We start from the raw sequence: 16,507 nt of genomic DNA on the forward strand, positions 1-16,507 counted from the left end.
GTAAGCGTCTATGGCACCAGAGAGAGAATTTCCGGAAGCTATGCGCAGTATCGGAGTTCCGAGTGAAATGAGTCCGACTCAGGAGACCAATGATGCTCCGTTCGTGGAAATCAGGGCGCCGCTGCGTTTTGGAGAATCCGTGGAAAACAGCGATCCTTCGGCACAAGACACTGCTCAGGAAGAGCAATTTGAAATTGAGTAAAACGCAGACTGCCTCATTGTCGCAATGATGGCTCTCCCCACAGCAAAGGTAATTTTGTTCAGCCTGCTTGCTTCAAGGGGGGCATCACACATAATGAGGCAGTCTTCTTTTCTATTAGTTTCATCTCATATTGACAAGAACCTGTCATAATGGAATAATACTGACATGACCAAATTGAACCCGAATGGAAAAGCTTTCACCGAACTTGTCCTAGAAGTCTTTCGCCTGAATGGCCGCTTGCTGGAGGCAGGAGATCGCCTGACCCAGCCTGTAGGCCTTAGCAGTGCTCGTTGGCAGATACTTGGGGTAGTCGAACATGGGCCGATAACCGTCGCTCATGTCGCCCGTATTATGGGATTGACCCGTCAAAGTGTACAGCAAACTGCCAATTCCTTGGAAAAGGAGGGGTTGATCGAGTTTCTCGAGAACCCGCACCACCGTCGTTCCAAGCTGATGGCCATGACTCCAGAGGGAAGAAAAGCTCTTGATTATACACAAGAGCAACATGCGGTTTGGGCAAACAAGATAGGGGAAGAACATGATCTTGATTGCTTGCGTGCTGCCGTGGACGTGCTTCGTCAAGTAAGCAAAAGCCTCAGTCACGAATGATCCACATTTCTATGTCGATTGGACTTGATAGAAACGCAGGAAAGGACAAGTTTTTTTAACTGCCTACGATCTTCAGCTTGGCTTTTGTTTGATTCTGGACCGTGATGATTTGCACGAATACGACTGGCTATTCATTTGTAAAGGTTACTTGAAGGAGTTGCCACTGCAACTCCTTTTTCCGTTCACCTGGCCAATGGAGTTTGAAATTGAATCTTCCTAAAAAGGAGATCAATATGACTGAACAATTGTTCATTGAAGACGTTGTTGAACGGCTTCAGGGTGTACCTGGCACAGAAGGAATCGTGCTGGGCGGCGCAAACGCGAGAGGGAACCAGCCTCAAAGCTCCGGTACGACTTTTGTGATTTATTATGACAGTCAATCTGGTATGGCTGTTCATGAGATTGTCAAATTAGCAACAACGATGGATGATGTGGAGGGAAAGTTTCTGCTTACATCGATGGGAGAGTGGAGACCCTGGATGAACCTAGGAGTTACGGTTTCCGTACAGCAATCCCCAGTGAAATTTCTATTCAGAGATGTACGCAAGCTTTCTGATGTCATTGACGAGTGCAACCAGGGAATCGTAAACATTGAATATCAAATCGGCCATCCTCACTGTTTTACCAACGTCATCTATCTGGGGGAAATCTCCCTTGGCGAAATCATTTGGGATCGAAGCGGCAAACTGGCTGTACTGAAGGAAAGGACCAAACCGTATCCTTCGGCACTCAAGCAATTCATCATCGAAAGGTTTTTGTGGGAGGCGTCCTATTCCCTGCAGGCAGCGGCCAAAAGCGTTTCAAAAAAAGACTTCTCCTACACGGCAGGCCATTGCTATCGAGTCATTACCTGTTTGCACCAAGTATTGTTTGCGTTAAATGAAGTGTATGGTCCACATGAAATGGAGGCAGCAGATCTCGTGGACTCTTTAGAAATTGCGCCGCCCAATTATAAATCCAGAGTAAACGAGGCCTTTCGCCTGCTGAACACAGATCGCAAGCAAACAGAGACGGCACTGGATATTCTCCGCAGCCTGCTGAATGAAACGGTTTTGCGTATATAAAAAGGGGTAGATGATCAAAGCTACTGTATCTCCAACTAATCGGTTTTCTCGGAAGCACAATCCAGCACAGGCAAACCGGCTTTCTCACTACGTAAATCCGGACAGCTACTGAAAGAGAGGATACATGATGACAGCAGATCAACGAAAAAAGATGGTCATTTTAATGATCAATATGTTTATTGCGATTGGAAGCTTTGGCATCATCATTCCAATCTTGCCAGCCTATTTGGCGTCGATCAATCAAGGCGGAACTGCAGCAGGACTGATGATCGCCATTTTTGCAGGCTCCCAGCTCGTTTTTTCACCGATCGCCGGGAAGTGGGCTGATCAATATGGCCGAAGAAAAATGATCATTTATGGACTAGCGGGCTTAACGCTCTCCATGTTCGTTTTTTACAGTTTTGATTCGATTTGGTGGCTTTACGCTTCTCGCGTTATCGGAGGCATAGGCGCGGCACTGCTGATTCCGGCCATTTTTGCCTACATCGCAGACATTACTACTCTGGATCAACGGGCAAAAGGCAACAGTCTCGTCTCTGCTGCCATGTCGCTGGGCATCGTCATTGGACCCGGGATCGGCGGATTTTTGGCGGATTATGGATTGAAGACTCCCTTTCTCATCTCGGCCGTCGTATCGCTTGTTGCCGTCATTTTTTCCGTTGCTGTTCTGAAGGAAAGTGCTGCCAAGCTCGCCTCGGGGGATAGAGGGGCGGTCAAAGACGATGAATCCATGATCAGAAAAATATTCCGTTCCGTGAAGATGCCATTCTTCATACCGCTTGTCATTACGCTTGTAATGAGCTTCGGGTTGATGGCCTATGAGTCTGTCCTTGGACTTTATGTCGACAATCAGTACGGCGCAACACCGCAAGAAATCGCCTTGATGGTTACAACTACCGGTATCGTCAGCGTCATCGTACAGCTCTTCATCGTCGACCGTGTCGTTCGTCGTTTTGGGGAAGGGACCGTCTTGAATATCTTTTTGGGAGTAGCCGCGATCGGTTTCCTCCTTTCCCTATTTGCAACCAGCTATTCGCTGTTTTTTGGCATTACCCTGTTGATCTTCCTTGCGACCTCCATCCTTCGTCCTGTTTTAAATACACTCATTTCCAAGCTGGCGGGCGATGAACAAGGGTTCGCCATGGGGATGAACAACGCCTATATGAGCATCGGGAATGTGCTTGGGCCTACACTTGCCGGCACACTGTATGACATTCAAATCACATATCCGTTCATGCTTGGTCTCGTTCTATTGGTGTTGACATTGCTTACAACCATGGTCTGGCAGAGACGTTATCTCAAACAAAATGCTGTGAATTGACTTTCTCATACGGACACAAAAATGCCGCTTTATTCTCTATATAGAAGCGGCATTTTCGTTGCTTTCCGGTGTCTCGCCGTTTTTACAGTCTGGATCGTGTCTATTATGGAAGCCGAGGCTGCTCATTGTATCGGATGCAGATCACCATTTATAATAAAAGGATCAAGAAGACAACATTCATTCCGAGGAGGAATTATTGATCGTGAAAAAAATGTTGGATAAATTGTAACACTACCGTCTGACTTTTCCTTATGCTTTTCGTATTCGCGGGCCGCCAGCCCGTATTCTAATCATTACGAATAACACATAGAATACGGAGGGTGCAGCGAATATGAGAACCGAAAAAGAAATGATGGACTTCATTCTAAAAGTTGCAGCGGACGATGAACGTGTTCGCGTCGTTACGTTGGAAGGCTCCAGAACCAACCCGAACGTCCCCAGGGATTTTTTTCAGGACTACGACATCAGCTTTCATGTCACGGAAATGGATTCCTTTCTGCAAAATCCCGGTTGGGTCGATATGTTCGGAGAGCGCATCATCATGCAGACTCCTGAAGCCATGGCCATGTTCCCACCCGAGTTGGGCAGGCGTTTCTCTTACCTGATGCTGTTCACGGACGGGAACCGGATCGATTTGACTTTGATTCCACTGGATGAGAAGGACGAATACTGCAAAGAAGACAAGCTGATGATGGTATTGATGGACAAAGACAACTGCTTCCCCAAGGTCCTGCCTCCCACTGATGAAGACTATTGGGTAAAGCGTCCGTCAGCCGCGTATTTTTACGACTGCTGCAATGAGTTTTGGTGGGTTTCAACGTATGTGGCCAAAGGGCTGTGGAGAAAGGAATTTTTATTTGCCCAGGATCACCTGAACCAATTCGTCAGACCGATGCTGATCAAGATGCTGGAATGGCAAGTCGGTATCCAGACTGATTTTTCAGTCAGCGTCGGCAAGAACGGCAAATACCTGGATACATATCTGTCCGAGAAAACCTGGCAGGAGCTCATGTCCACATACGACAACGGTACCTATGAGGGCGTCTGGAGATCTCTGTTCACGATGGGGGCCTTGTTCCGCAGAACTGCCCAGGATGTAGCGAGGCATTTGAAATTTGAATACCCGCTTGAAGAAGACCGGCGCGTCACGGATTATCTAAAGCGCGTGCAAAACTTGCCGCGGAACGCCACCGCATTTATATGATAGCACAAGTGGAGAAATGCAGGAGAATGGACGACAATTCTCGGGAAAAATCGTGCAATTTCTTGGCGCCGGTGTAATCCGGCGTTTTTTTATGTTCAAAAGGAGGCGGGAATCAGGCGTGTCGGGCCGGGAATTTTCCGCTGTCGATAAGGCAGAATATGTCGATAAAAAATATTGCTATCGGAAAGGAATTTTTTAGGGGAAAGGCCAATATAAAGAATAGTGTAATTTTACCAAATATTATAATTATTGGGAGGTAAGATGTTCACATGAAAAAGTCTGTATGGAAAAAAGGCTTTGCGTTGACCGTCGCCCTGTCCACCATGACTGCAGTTCCTCTGGCTCACCCTTGGTCCGCCATGGCTAAATCGTCTGGCGTTCAGTACCACGAGGAGTTTGAAACACCTGAATTCATCGCGGAACCGTTCGAAGCAGACGGCTTGGAGGGAGAAGATCTGATCTGGTCGTTTTTGGAGTCGTATCAGAAGGATTTTCAGATCAAGGGAGATGTCCAGGAGCACTTCAAACTGCTGGAAGAAGTGGAAAACGAGGAGACGAATACGCGCCACTACCGTCTGCAGGAAATGTACAATGGCATTCCGATTTACGGATACCAGCAAACCGTTCACGTTGATGAAGATGGCAATGTGACGTCGTTTCTCGGACAGTTCGTTCCGAATGTGAAAGAAAACAAAAAACTGAGCAGAAAAGCAAAGCTCAACGAAGAAAAGGCGCTGAAAAAGGCACTGGCCGACCTTGAGGACGAAGTGGGAGAAGTAGAGGAGTTCGAAGTCGAGCCTCAGCCGGAACAGTACATTTATGTGCACGATGGAGAAACTTATTTGGCATATGCCATAGAGTTTAACTTCCTGGAGCCGGAGCCAGGCCGCTGGATGTACTTTGTTGACGCGCACACAGGGGACATCATCAACAAGTACAACACGATTGATACGGTGACAGGCACTGGCGTAGGGGTATTGGGAGACGAAAAAAGCTTTGAGACGACAAGACAAAGCAGCACCAGCTATGTCATGAGGGATACGACGAGAGGAAGCGGCATCGAAACCTACACAGCCCGCAATGCAACCAGCCTGCCTGGCACGCTGATGTCTGACAGTGACAATCACTGGACAGATGGAGCGGCTGTTGATGCCCACGCTTACGCTCAGCGAACCTATGATTACTTCAGAGATGCTCACGGACGCAACAGCTTCGACGGGAATGGCGCGAAAATTCGCTCAACGGTGCATTACTCCCGCAATTACAACAATGCCTTCTGGAACGGTTCCCAAATGGTGTATGGCGATGGTGACGGCAGAACCTTTATCTCTCTTTCGGGCGGTCTTGATGTCGTAGCCCATGAGCTGACACACGCCGTTACGGAACGGACAGCCGGCTTGATTTATCAAAATGAATCAGGGGCACTGAATGAATCGATGTCGGATATTTTTGGAGCTATGGTCGACGACGATGATTGGCAGATGGGAGAGGATATTTACACCCCAGGAACTCCGGGAGACGCGCTTCGCTCCCTGGAGGACCCGACGCTGTACGGCGACCCTGACCATTACAGCAAGCGCTACACAGGCTCCCAGGACAACGGCGGCGTACACATCAACAGCGGAATCAACAACAAGGCTGCCTACCTGCTCGCGGAAGGCGGCACCCACTACGGCGTAACCGTCCAAGGCATCGGACGTACGGATACGGCTAAAATCTACTACCACGCACTGACATACTACCTGACTCCATATTCCAACTTCTCGGCGATGCGCCGTGCCGCGATCCAGGCGGCAACCGACCTGTTCGGGGCGAATTCCGATCAAGTACGGTCGGTAATAGCTGCTTATGATGCTGTAGGTGTGAAATAAGAGCAGGCATGAAAAAGACAGGCGGCGCAATGCTGCCTGTCTTATCGTTTCGGTCCATGATTGATACGTGCAAAATGGAGCCGCTACAACACCATCTCATCCACGAATCAGCCGTACTGGCATTGGCAATTTGCCATTTCAAAAAGGAATTCGCTTCGAAATCAATACATAGCCGTGTTCACCTGCCCAGTCTACAAGGCCGCTCCAGAAAGCTTCACACACCGAAACGACCTTCGCTGGTTCCGCCAAATCCCCGGACATAACCAACCTGGCTACATCGTCGAACCCTGCAGGACGATTTGGCAGTTGCAGCGATTCGGGAAGCACCATAGAGCCCGTCGAGAAAAGCCTTTGATTGTGCAAGCCGATCAGCATGGCCCCGGATTCGGCAAATTGCATGGCCAAATAGGGCAAATACGTATGCGGCCCGTTTCGACTTGCATTTCTAAGCTTTCCAATGAATTCGCACATTTCACCAACGAGGACTTCATTGATTGCATTTTTGAAGTCTTCCCTGGCCGGCGATTCAGCCGCTTTTCTGAGGGTCGAAAAAAAACCATCAGGATCATACAGACTGAGCGGGGAAAAGAAGGGTCCATGGGTCAAAGGCCATTGACCTTCTACTGTAGAAGCGTTTTTTAACAGCACATCCGCACTCAAGACATTAACTTCAGCTTTCCACGGTCCTGTCGACCATTCATAGCTGTAGTCCACTGGTTCACTTGACTCCTTCAGCACGCAAAACATCTCAATATCCGAAAAAGGGCCGTCTGTCCCTCGGGAAACCGAGCCGTAGACCCCGATCGCTGCGATTTTTTCTCCGAAAACCTCATGCAGTCTCGCAGCAATTTCCTCGCAGATTTGAAGTCTTTCCCTTCTCGAAATGGCAACAGGTCCATTCATGTTCATTTCCGTGCATCTCCCTTTGTTTTGTGATGGGTTGATACGAGCACATGAATGGAGGGCCACGGTCTTAACGGGGGACTTTCTTTGGGTGCATGCGTATTCCTCCTATGCGTTTCCTTTTGGGAATTGTACCCAATCAGAGCTCTTTTGGCAAGGAGAGCGCTCATCACAACAAAACAGAACTCTTGCATCTCAGGATTACGGCTGGGATGAGGCTCATTTATCGGCAGGCAATCATTCCCTCATCTTCCCAGATTAAAGAAATCCGTTACGCCAATATTAAAGGTGTATAACTGCTTATTTAAGGGAAAAGCGGGGGAATCAACAACATGATCAAACATTTTTTCATCACCGTAGGGGTAATCATCTGTCTGTTTGCAATGCCAGTAACCGGTCATGCACAGGTAATTCATGAAGTGCGATATGGAGATAGCTTGACCAAGATCAGTCAGCAATACAAAGTGGCTGCGAGAGAGATTACCAGGCTAAACGAATTGGCGAGAAATGCCCGTCTTGTGCTTGGACAGGCGCTTTTGCTTCCGGGATCGACTTATATTGTTCAACCCGGCGATAGCCTCTGGGAGATTGCCAAGCGTCATTCCCTACCGAAGAAGTGTTAATGAAAAGCAATCATTTGAAAAATGCGGTTCTTGTCCCGGGACAGAAATTACAAATCCCTCGTCCGCCAAAAACAACGCTATGGACAGGGCCGTTTCTTATACCGAAAAATAAAAACTTCAACGAATGGATTCTAAACTATTATCAAAAAACGATTTCAAGTGTGTTCATTTTTGAGTATCGGCCGGACTATGAGGGGAATTTGCAAGCTGAACCAAACGTTCAGCAGGACAATCATGCGAAACTGGCATGGAAGAAAAACAAGCCGCCTTATGCAACAATTACGAACATCAGTCCAAAGGGCTTCGATCCGGATCTTACTCATCGATTGATGAGTACAGACAAGCTGCGTAAAAAATTGATCAACAACATCCACTCTCTTTTACACTACAATCATTACAAAGGGGTTATCATCGATTTTGAACGAGTGTATCCAAAAGATCGTCGCTACCTGAATAAATTTATAAAGGAATTGGCCAATAAACTTCACCCTTCGAATATGGAAGTTCTCATCGCCGTCCCGCCTTTGGAGGGAGACAAAAATCCTTCCTATGCAGCGGCATACGATTATAAAACACTTGGCAAATACGTCGATAAAATCTTCCTGATGACCTATGATTGGCATTGGCCCGGAGGCCCGTCCGGCCCGATTGCGCCAATAAACAGGGTACGGGCAACTTTGGATTATGCCGTATCCGTCGTCCCGCGTTCCAAATTGATGCTTGGTGTGCCCAATTATGCATATGACTGGACGATATCGGGAGACACGAAAAAAGGGACGGCTTATTCCGTACAGCGAGCCATCGAAATCTATATGACCAAAGAAAGCCAGATTCATTACGACGAAGCAGCTTCTTCGCCATGGTTCCGTTATGTAGATGAGCAGGGTGCGCTCCACGAGGTATGGTTCGAGGATCCCCGCAGTCTCCTGGCAAAATACCGTTTGATTAAAGAATACAAATTAACAGGGGGAGGGTGCTGGCACCTCGGCCTCTCGATCCCGCAAACAGAAGAACTCTTGCTTGAAGAATTCCACATCGCTAATCAGACTTGAAAACTGCCGCATGGAAAAATGGCTATCAGGGGTTGCTCTTGCAATTGAGACCATCCACGATAGCCACTTTTGCTTACTTGCAAATCGGTTTTGGCTCTGGAACCGGTTGAATCTTCGTTTGAAAGCAATTGACTGGGCCATAAGCACTTTTTAGGCCCACAACCTGCTGACAGAACAAAGATTTTCACACAGGTAAAAGTGGATGTAAGATTTGACAAGCAGCCTAATTCGGTTTAAAATAATCTCAAATTAAAAATATATAAAATCAAGATATTTCTCGCTTAGGAAAGAAAACCTGGTTCTTTTCCAAACATGGGCCGATCTTTATAAGCCCAATCATTTTTTAAACAATTATCTCAAAATCGAGATATATGGATGAATGGTGTGAGAAATACTGGTGATGAATTCATCTGAAAGGAGTTTTACCAATGGGCAATCAAACAACAGCAGGTATTCACCATATCACTGCAATCGTGGGAAACCCGCAAGAAAACGTGGATTTTTACGCAGGTATTCTGGGCTTGCGCTTAGTCAAAAAGACGGTAAATTTTGATGATCCCGGAACCTATCATTTGTATTTTGGAAACAAGGGAGGTCATCCGGGAACCATTATGACGTTCTTTCCCTGGCCGGAAGCCTACCCGGGACAGATCGGCACCGGTCAAGTCGGCGTGACGACCTTCGTTGTTCCCGAGAACGCCTTGGATTTCTGGGAAAAACGGCTCTCTGCCTTTCATATTGCTGTCAAAAGAGAACAGCGATTCGGTGAGGATTACCTTCAGTTTACGGATCCTCATGGTCTTTTGCTGGAGATTGTCGCTCGCAAAGAAGGCCCCGAAAGCCAGTGGGAATTCAATGGCATCCGGAAGCAAGAAGCGATCAAGGGGTTTGGGGGCGCGATCCTGTACAGTGCAGCTCCTCAGCAAACCGCGGATTTGCTTGAGCGGGTCATGGGCCTGGAGAAAGTCGGCGAGGAAGGGGATTACGTAAGATTTCGGGCCAAAGGCGATCTTGGCAATGTCATCGATATCAAACTGACAGACATTCCCCAAGGCCAGATGGGGGTAGGTACCGTTCACCACATTGCCTGGCGGGCCAAGGATTTCGAGGAGCATCAAGAATGGCAAAAACATGTAGCGAAGCACGGTTTTTCCCCTACCAAAATTGTGGATCGCCAATATTTCAACGCGATCTATTTCCGTGAAACAGGGGGCTTGCTGTTCGAAATCGCGACGGACCCGCCTGGCTTTGATCGCGACGAGCCGGCCGACATCATGGGAGCACAGCTCATGCTGCCTGAATGGCTCGAGCCAAAACGGGGCATCATCGAAGATCTTCTCATGCCGATTGCCGTGCGGGAAGTGAAGGAGGAACAAGCATGAAGCATATTTTTCAAGAGGGAAAAGATGCAAGCAAGCCGACGCTGCTTTTGTTGCACGGCACAGGAGGCGATGAGACGGACTTATTGCCGGTAGCCGGAATGATTGACGATACCTCCTCGATTTTGGGGGTGCGGGGAAATGTAATGGAGAATGGGATGCCGCGATTTTTTCGAAGAATCGCTGAAGGGATTTTCGATGAACAGGACCTTGTTTTCCGGACGAAGGAGCTGTACGATTTTCTCGATGAAGCTGCGCGCAACTACGGTTTCGACCGCGACCATGTGATTGCCGTGGGGTATTCCAACGGGGCAAACATCGCGGGCAGTCTTCTTTATCACTACGCAGCTGCATTAAAGGGCGCCATTTTATTTCATCCCATGGTTCCTCGGCGCGGAATCGAGTTGCCCGATTTGTCGGGTACTCCGGTCTTTATCGGAGCAGGTACAAACGACCCGATTTGCAAACCGGAAGAGACGAAGGAATTGGCCGAAAGCTTGGAACTCGCTGGTGCCGTTGTCGAGATTCATTGGGAAAGCTTTGGCCACCGCTTGACCCAATCCGAGGTCGAGAAGGCGGCTTTATGGTACACGCAGATGAAATAAACGATGATTGAAAAGGTACACAATCGAAAGCGATCCTAAACCGAACGATAGACAAGGCGGCCATTTTTGGCTGCCTTTTTGTGCAGGACAGCATCTTCCGCGTGTGTAGTGGGAGCGATTATCGGCTGTGTAAGAACCAAATCGCTTTACGCTCTGTCATGGACAAGTAATATGCATCTTTGCTAGCCTTTCAACTGTTTAACCAGGTCAGAAATTTTTTTGTTTTTCAGGGCCTGCTCCATTTGCCGCTCGGCGTCAATTACCACCTGCTGAATCAGGCACTCGCTGCCATGATTAAAGCTGCATTCAAATAGAGAAGATGTTCCTTCGATCGCATGGATAACATCCAGAAAGGAAATCTCGTCTCGGTTGCGTTTGAGTCGGTATCCGCCATTCGCGCCTGATACGGAGGTGATAAGCCCTGCTTTAACCAGTTTGGTCAGCATTTTTGAAAGATAGGTCTGGGAAACACCCAGTTTCTCGGCTAGAATCTGAACACTCACAGGTTTGTCTGGCGTTTCAGCCATGAGATATAACATCGCATGGAGAGCGTAGTCGGTTGCTTGTGAAAATTTCATAAGACACCTCTTATAATGGACTTCACTTATCTATGATAGAGTTTATTTGGGCATAAAGCAAGCCAAGAAGCACTTGTCCATTTACAAGACAGAAGACTATTTTCCTATCGAAGAAATGTACCATTTTGCAACCGCAAAGATCCGTGAAATTGATGAGAACATTGAACGTTTGAACAAGTTTAAAGCCATATTGGAGCTGGTGGAACATAAAACTTATTCTGGTACGACACCATCCAAAAACGAGTGTCCGATCATCAAAACACTTACGAGGACTTTGATCACGACCGTTTAACCGCGATCGTCCACCGACGGCCGATTGAGTATGCCTATTATCTTGCAATGTCTCGAAAAAGCAACAAGACCGAGATAGGGTAGGGCCAGAAAAACTCGAAATGACAAAGGGAAAGCGTTTATGACATAAAAAAGTCGGTTGTCACCAGGCTAAGGGTGCAACCGGCTTTCTTATATGTCAAAAGGAAAGAAGAAGAATGTATCGAATAACAGAGGATGACTAAGCGAGCAAAGACGAGCGGATTCCCGAGGGGAACAGCAGTGCATTCTGATCTGGTTTCGGCATCGGATGGACAAGCTCCGTTTTGATGAAAAGTGGGTGTTTCAGTTAAGGAGAACAAGGTTTTCAACCGGGAAAAAATTAGAGAGCATTTTATTAGAGTGGAAATACAAAAAGAGCCAGCAATTCCAGTATAGTGACCCTCAAACAGGTAAAACGGCAGGAGATACTATAATTTCGATGTTGATTAGGGGATGAAAGAAATGCAGGTACAATTTAAACCAGGCTATGGACTACTAGCGCATAACGAATCGATCGATGGAATTGCTGATATTTTAAAATGCTTTCTTCGCGAAGACGAACAATTATTGTTTTCCTTCTATGAAAGAAATATTGATTTCATTCATGAGTCTGATAAGGATTTTATTCTTAAAAGGCAAATATTTACCAATTCCAATTGGGCATTGCCTTGGGAAGAATCTATTCCCCATTGGGATGGTCCAAATAACACTCCCCCAAAATTAATATGGTTTTACGCCAATGAGAAACAAGACATAAAAAAAGCCATTGGAATCGATTTTCTCTTTCGATGTGTAACACTGAAAAAGGGGAATCGTTTTGAACAATATTCCAACGTTCTCTTTCAAGAAGAATATTATGTAACTGTTGATGAGACAGAGGAGTACGATCATTGTATTGGTTTCACTGAAAAAAAGGACGACTTTCTAACCAAAACATTGCCAATACTAAGAAGCAATATTTCTGCAAAAATTGATGTACTACACTCTTAAATCATTGACCTTGAGGGGAATTCCGATTAACGTAATTTAGCGAAGCCGCTTGATTCAATCAAACAGCTTTATATTTGGACCATAATCTAGGAGGATCCCTATGATCCCTTACGAAATTGTTTTTGATGATAAAGCGGATAAGCTGCGAATCCGCTTGCCTGATCACTTATTGTTGGTAGAAGAATTTTTAGAGATCGAGATTCTATCGGACCTCGCGAAGGACGTAATCTTAGACAGGATACAACGAGTGGTATCTGGGAAAGAGGAAGTATCAGATGGTACTGGAAATTTATACAGCTCCGAAATAAGAAAAGATGATACCCGAATCTATAATTCATACGTTGAGGCGCAACTGGAAGCGGGTATTGACACTGGTGAGGAGTTAGAGTCGTTCATAGAGACTAAACATTTTGCCGAACTGCTTACGATTTGGATGGACGCCCTAAACGAGCATAGAAAAAATCGCAACTCAAAGAAGTGATTTTATAAGAGCAAGAAGAGCGTCGACCCGGAACTATGTAGAGTGGGAAATCAGAATGTAGATCGAATAGCAAACACCGAGTAACCGAGTATATGAATTAATACAGATAATATACTTAATAGTCTGAAAGTACTGTTCTTATGAAAATTCAACCATAAAATATAGGGGTTTTTAATAATTTATATTCAGTTCATGAAATTGATATTTCATGAACTGAAAGCGAATGAAAACAAAAATGATAAACTTCCTCTCTATCGGGGGACGAACTTTAAGGATTCGATGCAGCCCCTTTGATCTAGTGGAATTAAGATTGAATTGCGGCTCGATAGAGATGGCAGAATTACGACAGACAGCTACCGGTTTTACAAACCATAAGGGCAGGAGGTTTTTCAATTACGGGTGAGGAATTTGAGTCAACCATCGAAACAAAGTACTTTGCCGAATTAGTTTCAATTTGGGTAAGGGCACGAGAAGAGTATAGACAGCGGCGTGATTCAAGGAAATAATTCCGAACGAACGGGGTCTGTCAACAATTTTGAGTTTTTTGGGTAGACACTTTATTGTCCCGCAGATCGATTAGATTTTTCCTTGCTGCCATTCCCTTGATCTAACTGATGGTACTTAATATGATTATCTACTTAAGAGAATCATCTACCTGGCATAATCGTTGATAATTGGTCGTCCTACGCATAAAAAACAGTCTCCTCCCAAAGCCCAGGACTGACTCCCAAAGTTAAACGTGTAATTACTTTCTGGACCATGGTATTGCTACTTCTTGCTACTCCTTATTTTACATTATCGATACGGACCATTTTGTCATTCTGGTGATATGCAGTTAGGTACAAAAGCTTTAACATACCAATGGAGTAATATTTCCTTCAACAGACATCTGAACCAAGGTCCAATAGGTATATTCAGCTTCGTTTTTATCAGTTTACATAATATATATTATCGGACTCAAAATATTTATGCGAATATACGGCCCTACCGGATAGTCATAACATCAAAATGTATCATTTATTCGTTATAAAGAGTGATCGTTATAAAAACTACTCAAACAGCACACGGTCAAAACTAAATGAGAAAAACACGTGCAATGTCCGTAGCGGCCATGAAGTTCCTTTATCAAATCGAATCTACATGAGACCCGGATTGAACCGATGGCTTTCAGTTTCATACTTGGTTCCATGCTTTAAGGTCACCAATCAGTCCGTAAAAAGCTCTCACTAAAACACAACCGCAGCCATATTCCGGATGATTTTCCTGATCATCTCCCGAGTACCGATTGCATTCAGACGAAAGATCTCATCGTATTATTAAAATAGACATCTTGGAAGTCAGCATTTCCTATAGGCAACAATAAAATCAAAAAATTCGAAAAACAGTATTTACATTTTCTGTAATTTCACTTATACTAAACTTAAAGATAACTAAATTGAATTATTCGGAGGCACATCAGATGAAACTGTTGACCAATCAACCCCAACCAACGGCTGCTCCGGCGCAACGGACATATGAAGATACCTTAAACAACCTGGCGAAGTATCTCCAGCAAAATACAAAAAAATAACCGCTCAAAGAGTGCCCGACCGCTGGCACTCTGTTTCTCCCTGTTCCCCTTCCCTGCCTCCTAAAACCCAACGGTCTAAACTTGCAACAACTTGCTGATAATAACAATTGGCCCTATGCGCTCCGCTCTACAGCCTCATTTCCGCAACCACCTATTCTTTTGATTCGAGGGTTTGCAATGGAACATCACTTGAACTGGTTCATCATACACTTTGGCTATGCCGGAATCTTTCTTGCATTGGCTCTTGGTATCGTCGGATTGCCTATCCCCGATGAAATCCTGTTAACCTATATCGGCTACAACGTCTTTCAAGGAAGCCTGCACTTCCTGCTTTCTCTGCTAAGTGCATGTGCTGGCGCTTCAACCGGCATCACGGTCAGTTACTTTATCGGCAACAAGCTGGGACTCCCTTTTTTAAGGAAAGTAGGGCCCAAATTACATATCACGGATAAAAGGATCGAACGCACAAACGGGTTGTTTCAAACATTCGGCCCTTATTTGCTGCTTGTCGGATACTTCATTCCTGGTGTCAGGCATCTGACAGCCTATATGGCGGGAATGTCGGGCATGGAATTCCGCAGATTTGCCCCATTTTCCTACTGCGGAGCCTTTATCTGGAGCACTACATTTCTCTTGTTGGGCTTTGGACTGGGAGAAAAGTGGTATCTGATCAAGGCGTACATCCATCGCTATGGACTATACGTCTTTTCCCTTTTGGCTCTGATTGTTATAACGGTGTTGGTCATTTCAAAGTGGAAACAGATCAGGCAAACCCGCGATAGAACCGATTGAGCTAAATTGATCGTCGTTCCGCAAAAAACGAAACGCCCGCAGCGAATGCATGCTGCGGGCGTGACAAACGATGATGAGCTGCACTCCGATGATCCGAAAATGTACAGGTCATCAACCGATCGTCAGCTTATTTCTGGGTAGCGGCTTCCAGAGCGACTTCGATCATGGTATTGAACGTTGTTTGGCGCTCATCCGCGGAGGTAGCCTCTCCGGTCAGGATATGGTCGCTCACGGTCAGGATCGAGAGCGCTTTGCGCTTGAATTGAGCAGCAAGCGTATAGAGAGCTGTAGTCTCCATCTCTACTGCCAGGACCTGATAACTCGCCAGTTTTTTGTACAAATCAAGGCTTTCCTGATAGAAAGTATCGCTCGTGAATACACTTCCCACTTTTACCGACAGATCGCGCCCTACCGCCGCCTGATAAGCTTTGTGCAGCAGATCGAAGTCGGCAGTCGGAGCAAAGTCGACCTGGTTGAATCGCAGACGATTCACTTGGGAATCTGTGGAAGAAGACATGGCGATGATAACATCACGTACTTTGATGTCTTCTTGAATGGCACCGCAAGTGCCGACGCGGATCAAGTTTTGTACGCCATACGACTCCATCAGTTCATGAATGTAAATGGAGATGGACGGCACACCCATGCCTGTCCCCTGCACAGATACGCGTTGTCCTTTGTACGTACCGGTAAAACCGAGCATGTTGCGTACAGTATTATAGCAGACCGCATCTTCCAGGAAGTTTTCAGCTATGTATTTGGCTCGCAGGGGATCGCCCGGCAACAAAATGGTTTCTGCAATGTCGTTTGGTTTCGCTCCAATGTGGACGCTCATGTAATCTGCCCCTTTTCTATGTACATATTTTCCTTCTAGGTTATCGTACTATAAACGGAAGGAAAAGAGAAATGAAAAACAGAGCTGCGGACCTCAGTTTCATCCCATGAAATGAC

Annotated in this window: 16 protein-coding genes; 13 read left to right on the plus strand and 3 right to left on the minus strand. The window is 46.1% G+C overall.

Going from position 1 to position 16,507, the window contains the following annotated elements:
* The first annotated feature begins 10 nt into the window (after window positions 1-10).
* The 6 genes from NST96_RS14030 (at window position 11) to NST96_RS14055 (ending at window position 6,271) form a co-directional block, all read left to right on the plus strand.
* The gene (locus tag NST96_RS14030) at window positions 11-202 is read left to right on the plus strand and encodes a hypothetical protein (protein ID WP_003390376.1); all 192 of its coding nucleotides are present in this window, start codon (window positions 11-13) and stop codon (window positions 200-202) included.
* A gap of 165 nt (window positions 203-367) precedes the next feature.
* Window positions 368-811, plus strand: a complete 444-nt coding sequence (locus NST96_RS14035; protein WP_003390378.1) for a helix-turn-helix domain-containing protein — start codon at window positions 368-370, stop codon at window positions 809-811.
* A gap of 233 nt (window positions 812-1,044) precedes the next feature.
* Window positions 1,045-1,875: a DUF4037 domain-containing protein gene (locus NST96_RS14040; protein WP_340701295.1), complete on the plus strand. Its 831-nt coding sequence runs from the start codon at window positions 1,045-1,047 to the stop codon at window positions 1,873-1,875.
* A 127-nt stretch (window positions 1,876-2,002) separates the two neighbouring features.
* A complete protein-coding gene (locus NST96_RS14045) occupies window positions 2,003-3,196 on the plus strand; it encodes an MFS transporter (RefSeq protein WP_340701296.1) in 1,194 nt (397 codons plus the stop codon).
* Window positions 3,197-3,527: 331 nt separating this feature from the next.
* Window positions 3,528-4,400, plus strand: a complete 873-nt coding sequence (locus NST96_RS14050) for an aminoglycoside 6-adenylyltransferase (protein ID WP_342404140.1) — start codon at window positions 3,528-3,530, stop codon at window positions 4,398-4,400.
* Window positions 4,401-4,669: 269 nt separating this feature from the next.
* Window positions 4,670-6,271: a M4 family metallopeptidase gene (locus tag NST96_RS14055; RefSeq protein ID WP_003390383.1), complete on the plus strand. Its 1,602-nt coding sequence runs from the start codon at window positions 4,670-4,672 to the stop codon at window positions 6,269-6,271.
* A 138-nt stretch (window positions 6,272-6,409) separates the two neighbouring features.
* Here NST96_RS14055 and NST96_RS14060 read toward each other — a convergent pair whose 3' ends face one another.
* A complete protein-coding gene (locus NST96_RS14060) occupies window positions 6,410-7,180 on the minus strand; it encodes an ANT(4')-I family aminoglycoside nucleotidyltransferase (RefSeq protein ID WP_031933004.1) in 771 nt (256 codons plus the stop codon).
* 326 nt (window positions 7,181-7,506) lie between these two features.
* Between NST96_RS14060 and NST96_RS14065 the strand changes: the two genes are divergently transcribed.
* From NST96_RS14065 to NST96_RS14080, 4 genes are all read left to right on the plus strand, one after another.
* Window positions 7,507-7,797 (plus strand): LysM peptidoglycan-binding domain-containing protein, encoded by a 291-nt coding sequence (locus tag NST96_RS14065; RefSeq protein WP_342404141.1) that lies wholly within the window; start codon window positions 7,507-7,509, stop codon window positions 7,795-7,797.
* Window positions 7,797-8,849, plus strand: coding sequence for a glycosyl hydrolase family 18 protein (locus NST96_RS14070; protein WP_327985992.1), 1,053 nt, complete (start codon window positions 7,797-7,799; stop codon window positions 8,847-8,849). Before NST96_RS14065 ends, NST96_RS14070 begins: the two co-directional genes overlap by 1 nt.
* Window positions 8,850-9,277: 428 nt before the next feature.
* Entirely contained in the window at window positions 9,278-10,231 is a 954-nt protein-coding gene (locus NST96_RS14075; RefSeq protein ID WP_003390386.1) for a ring-cleaving dioxygenase, read from the plus strand.
* Window positions 10,228-10,833, plus strand: coding sequence for an alpha/beta hydrolase (locus tag NST96_RS14080; protein WP_338460981.1), 606 nt, complete (start codon window positions 10,228-10,230; stop codon window positions 10,831-10,833). Before NST96_RS14075 ends, NST96_RS14080 begins: the two co-directional genes overlap by 4 nt.
* A gap of 182 nt (window positions 10,834-11,015) precedes the next feature.
* Here NST96_RS14080 and NST96_RS14085 read toward each other — a convergent pair whose 3' ends face one another.
* Window positions 11,016-11,411 (minus strand): Rrf2 family transcriptional regulator, encoded by a 396-nt coding sequence (locus NST96_RS14085; RefSeq protein ID WP_003390388.1) that lies wholly within the window; start codon window positions 11,409-11,411, stop codon window positions 11,016-11,018.
* 774 nt (window positions 11,412-12,185) lie between these two features.
* Here NST96_RS14085 and NST96_RS14090 point away from each other — a divergent pair.
* From NST96_RS14090 to NST96_RS14100, 3 genes are all read left to right on the plus strand, one after another.
* The gene (locus tag NST96_RS14090) at window positions 12,186-12,713 is read left to right on the plus strand and encodes a hypothetical protein (RefSeq protein ID WP_342404142.1); all 528 of its coding nucleotides are present in this window, start codon (window positions 12,186-12,188) and stop codon (window positions 12,711-12,713) included.
* Between the two features lie 100 nt (window positions 12,714-12,813).
* Entirely contained in the window at window positions 12,814-13,194 is a 381-nt protein-coding gene (locus NST96_RS14095) for a hypothetical protein (protein WP_031933607.1), read from the plus strand.
* 1,747 nt (window positions 13,195-14,941) lie between these two features.
* Complete coding sequence (locus NST96_RS14100) at window positions 14,942-15,556, plus strand: DedA family protein (protein WP_327927427.1); 615 nt, start codon at window positions 14,942-14,944, stop codon at window positions 15,554-15,556.
* 127 nt (window positions 15,557-15,683) lie between these two features.
* Here the strand turns inward: NST96_RS14100 and deoD are convergent, their stop codons facing one another.
* Window positions 15,684-16,391 (minus strand): purine-nucleoside phosphorylase, encoded by a 708-nt coding sequence (deoD, locus tag NST96_RS14105; RefSeq protein WP_003390400.1) that lies wholly within the window; start codon window positions 16,389-16,391, stop codon window positions 15,684-15,686.
* Between the last annotated feature and the right edge of the window lie 116 nt (window positions 16,392-16,507).

It is taken from the genome of Brevibacillus sp. FSL K6-2834 (assembly GCF_038592925.1).
Classification (GTDB): domain Bacteria; phylum Bacillota; class Bacilli; order Brevibacillales; family Brevibacillaceae; genus Brevibacillus; species Brevibacillus borstelensis.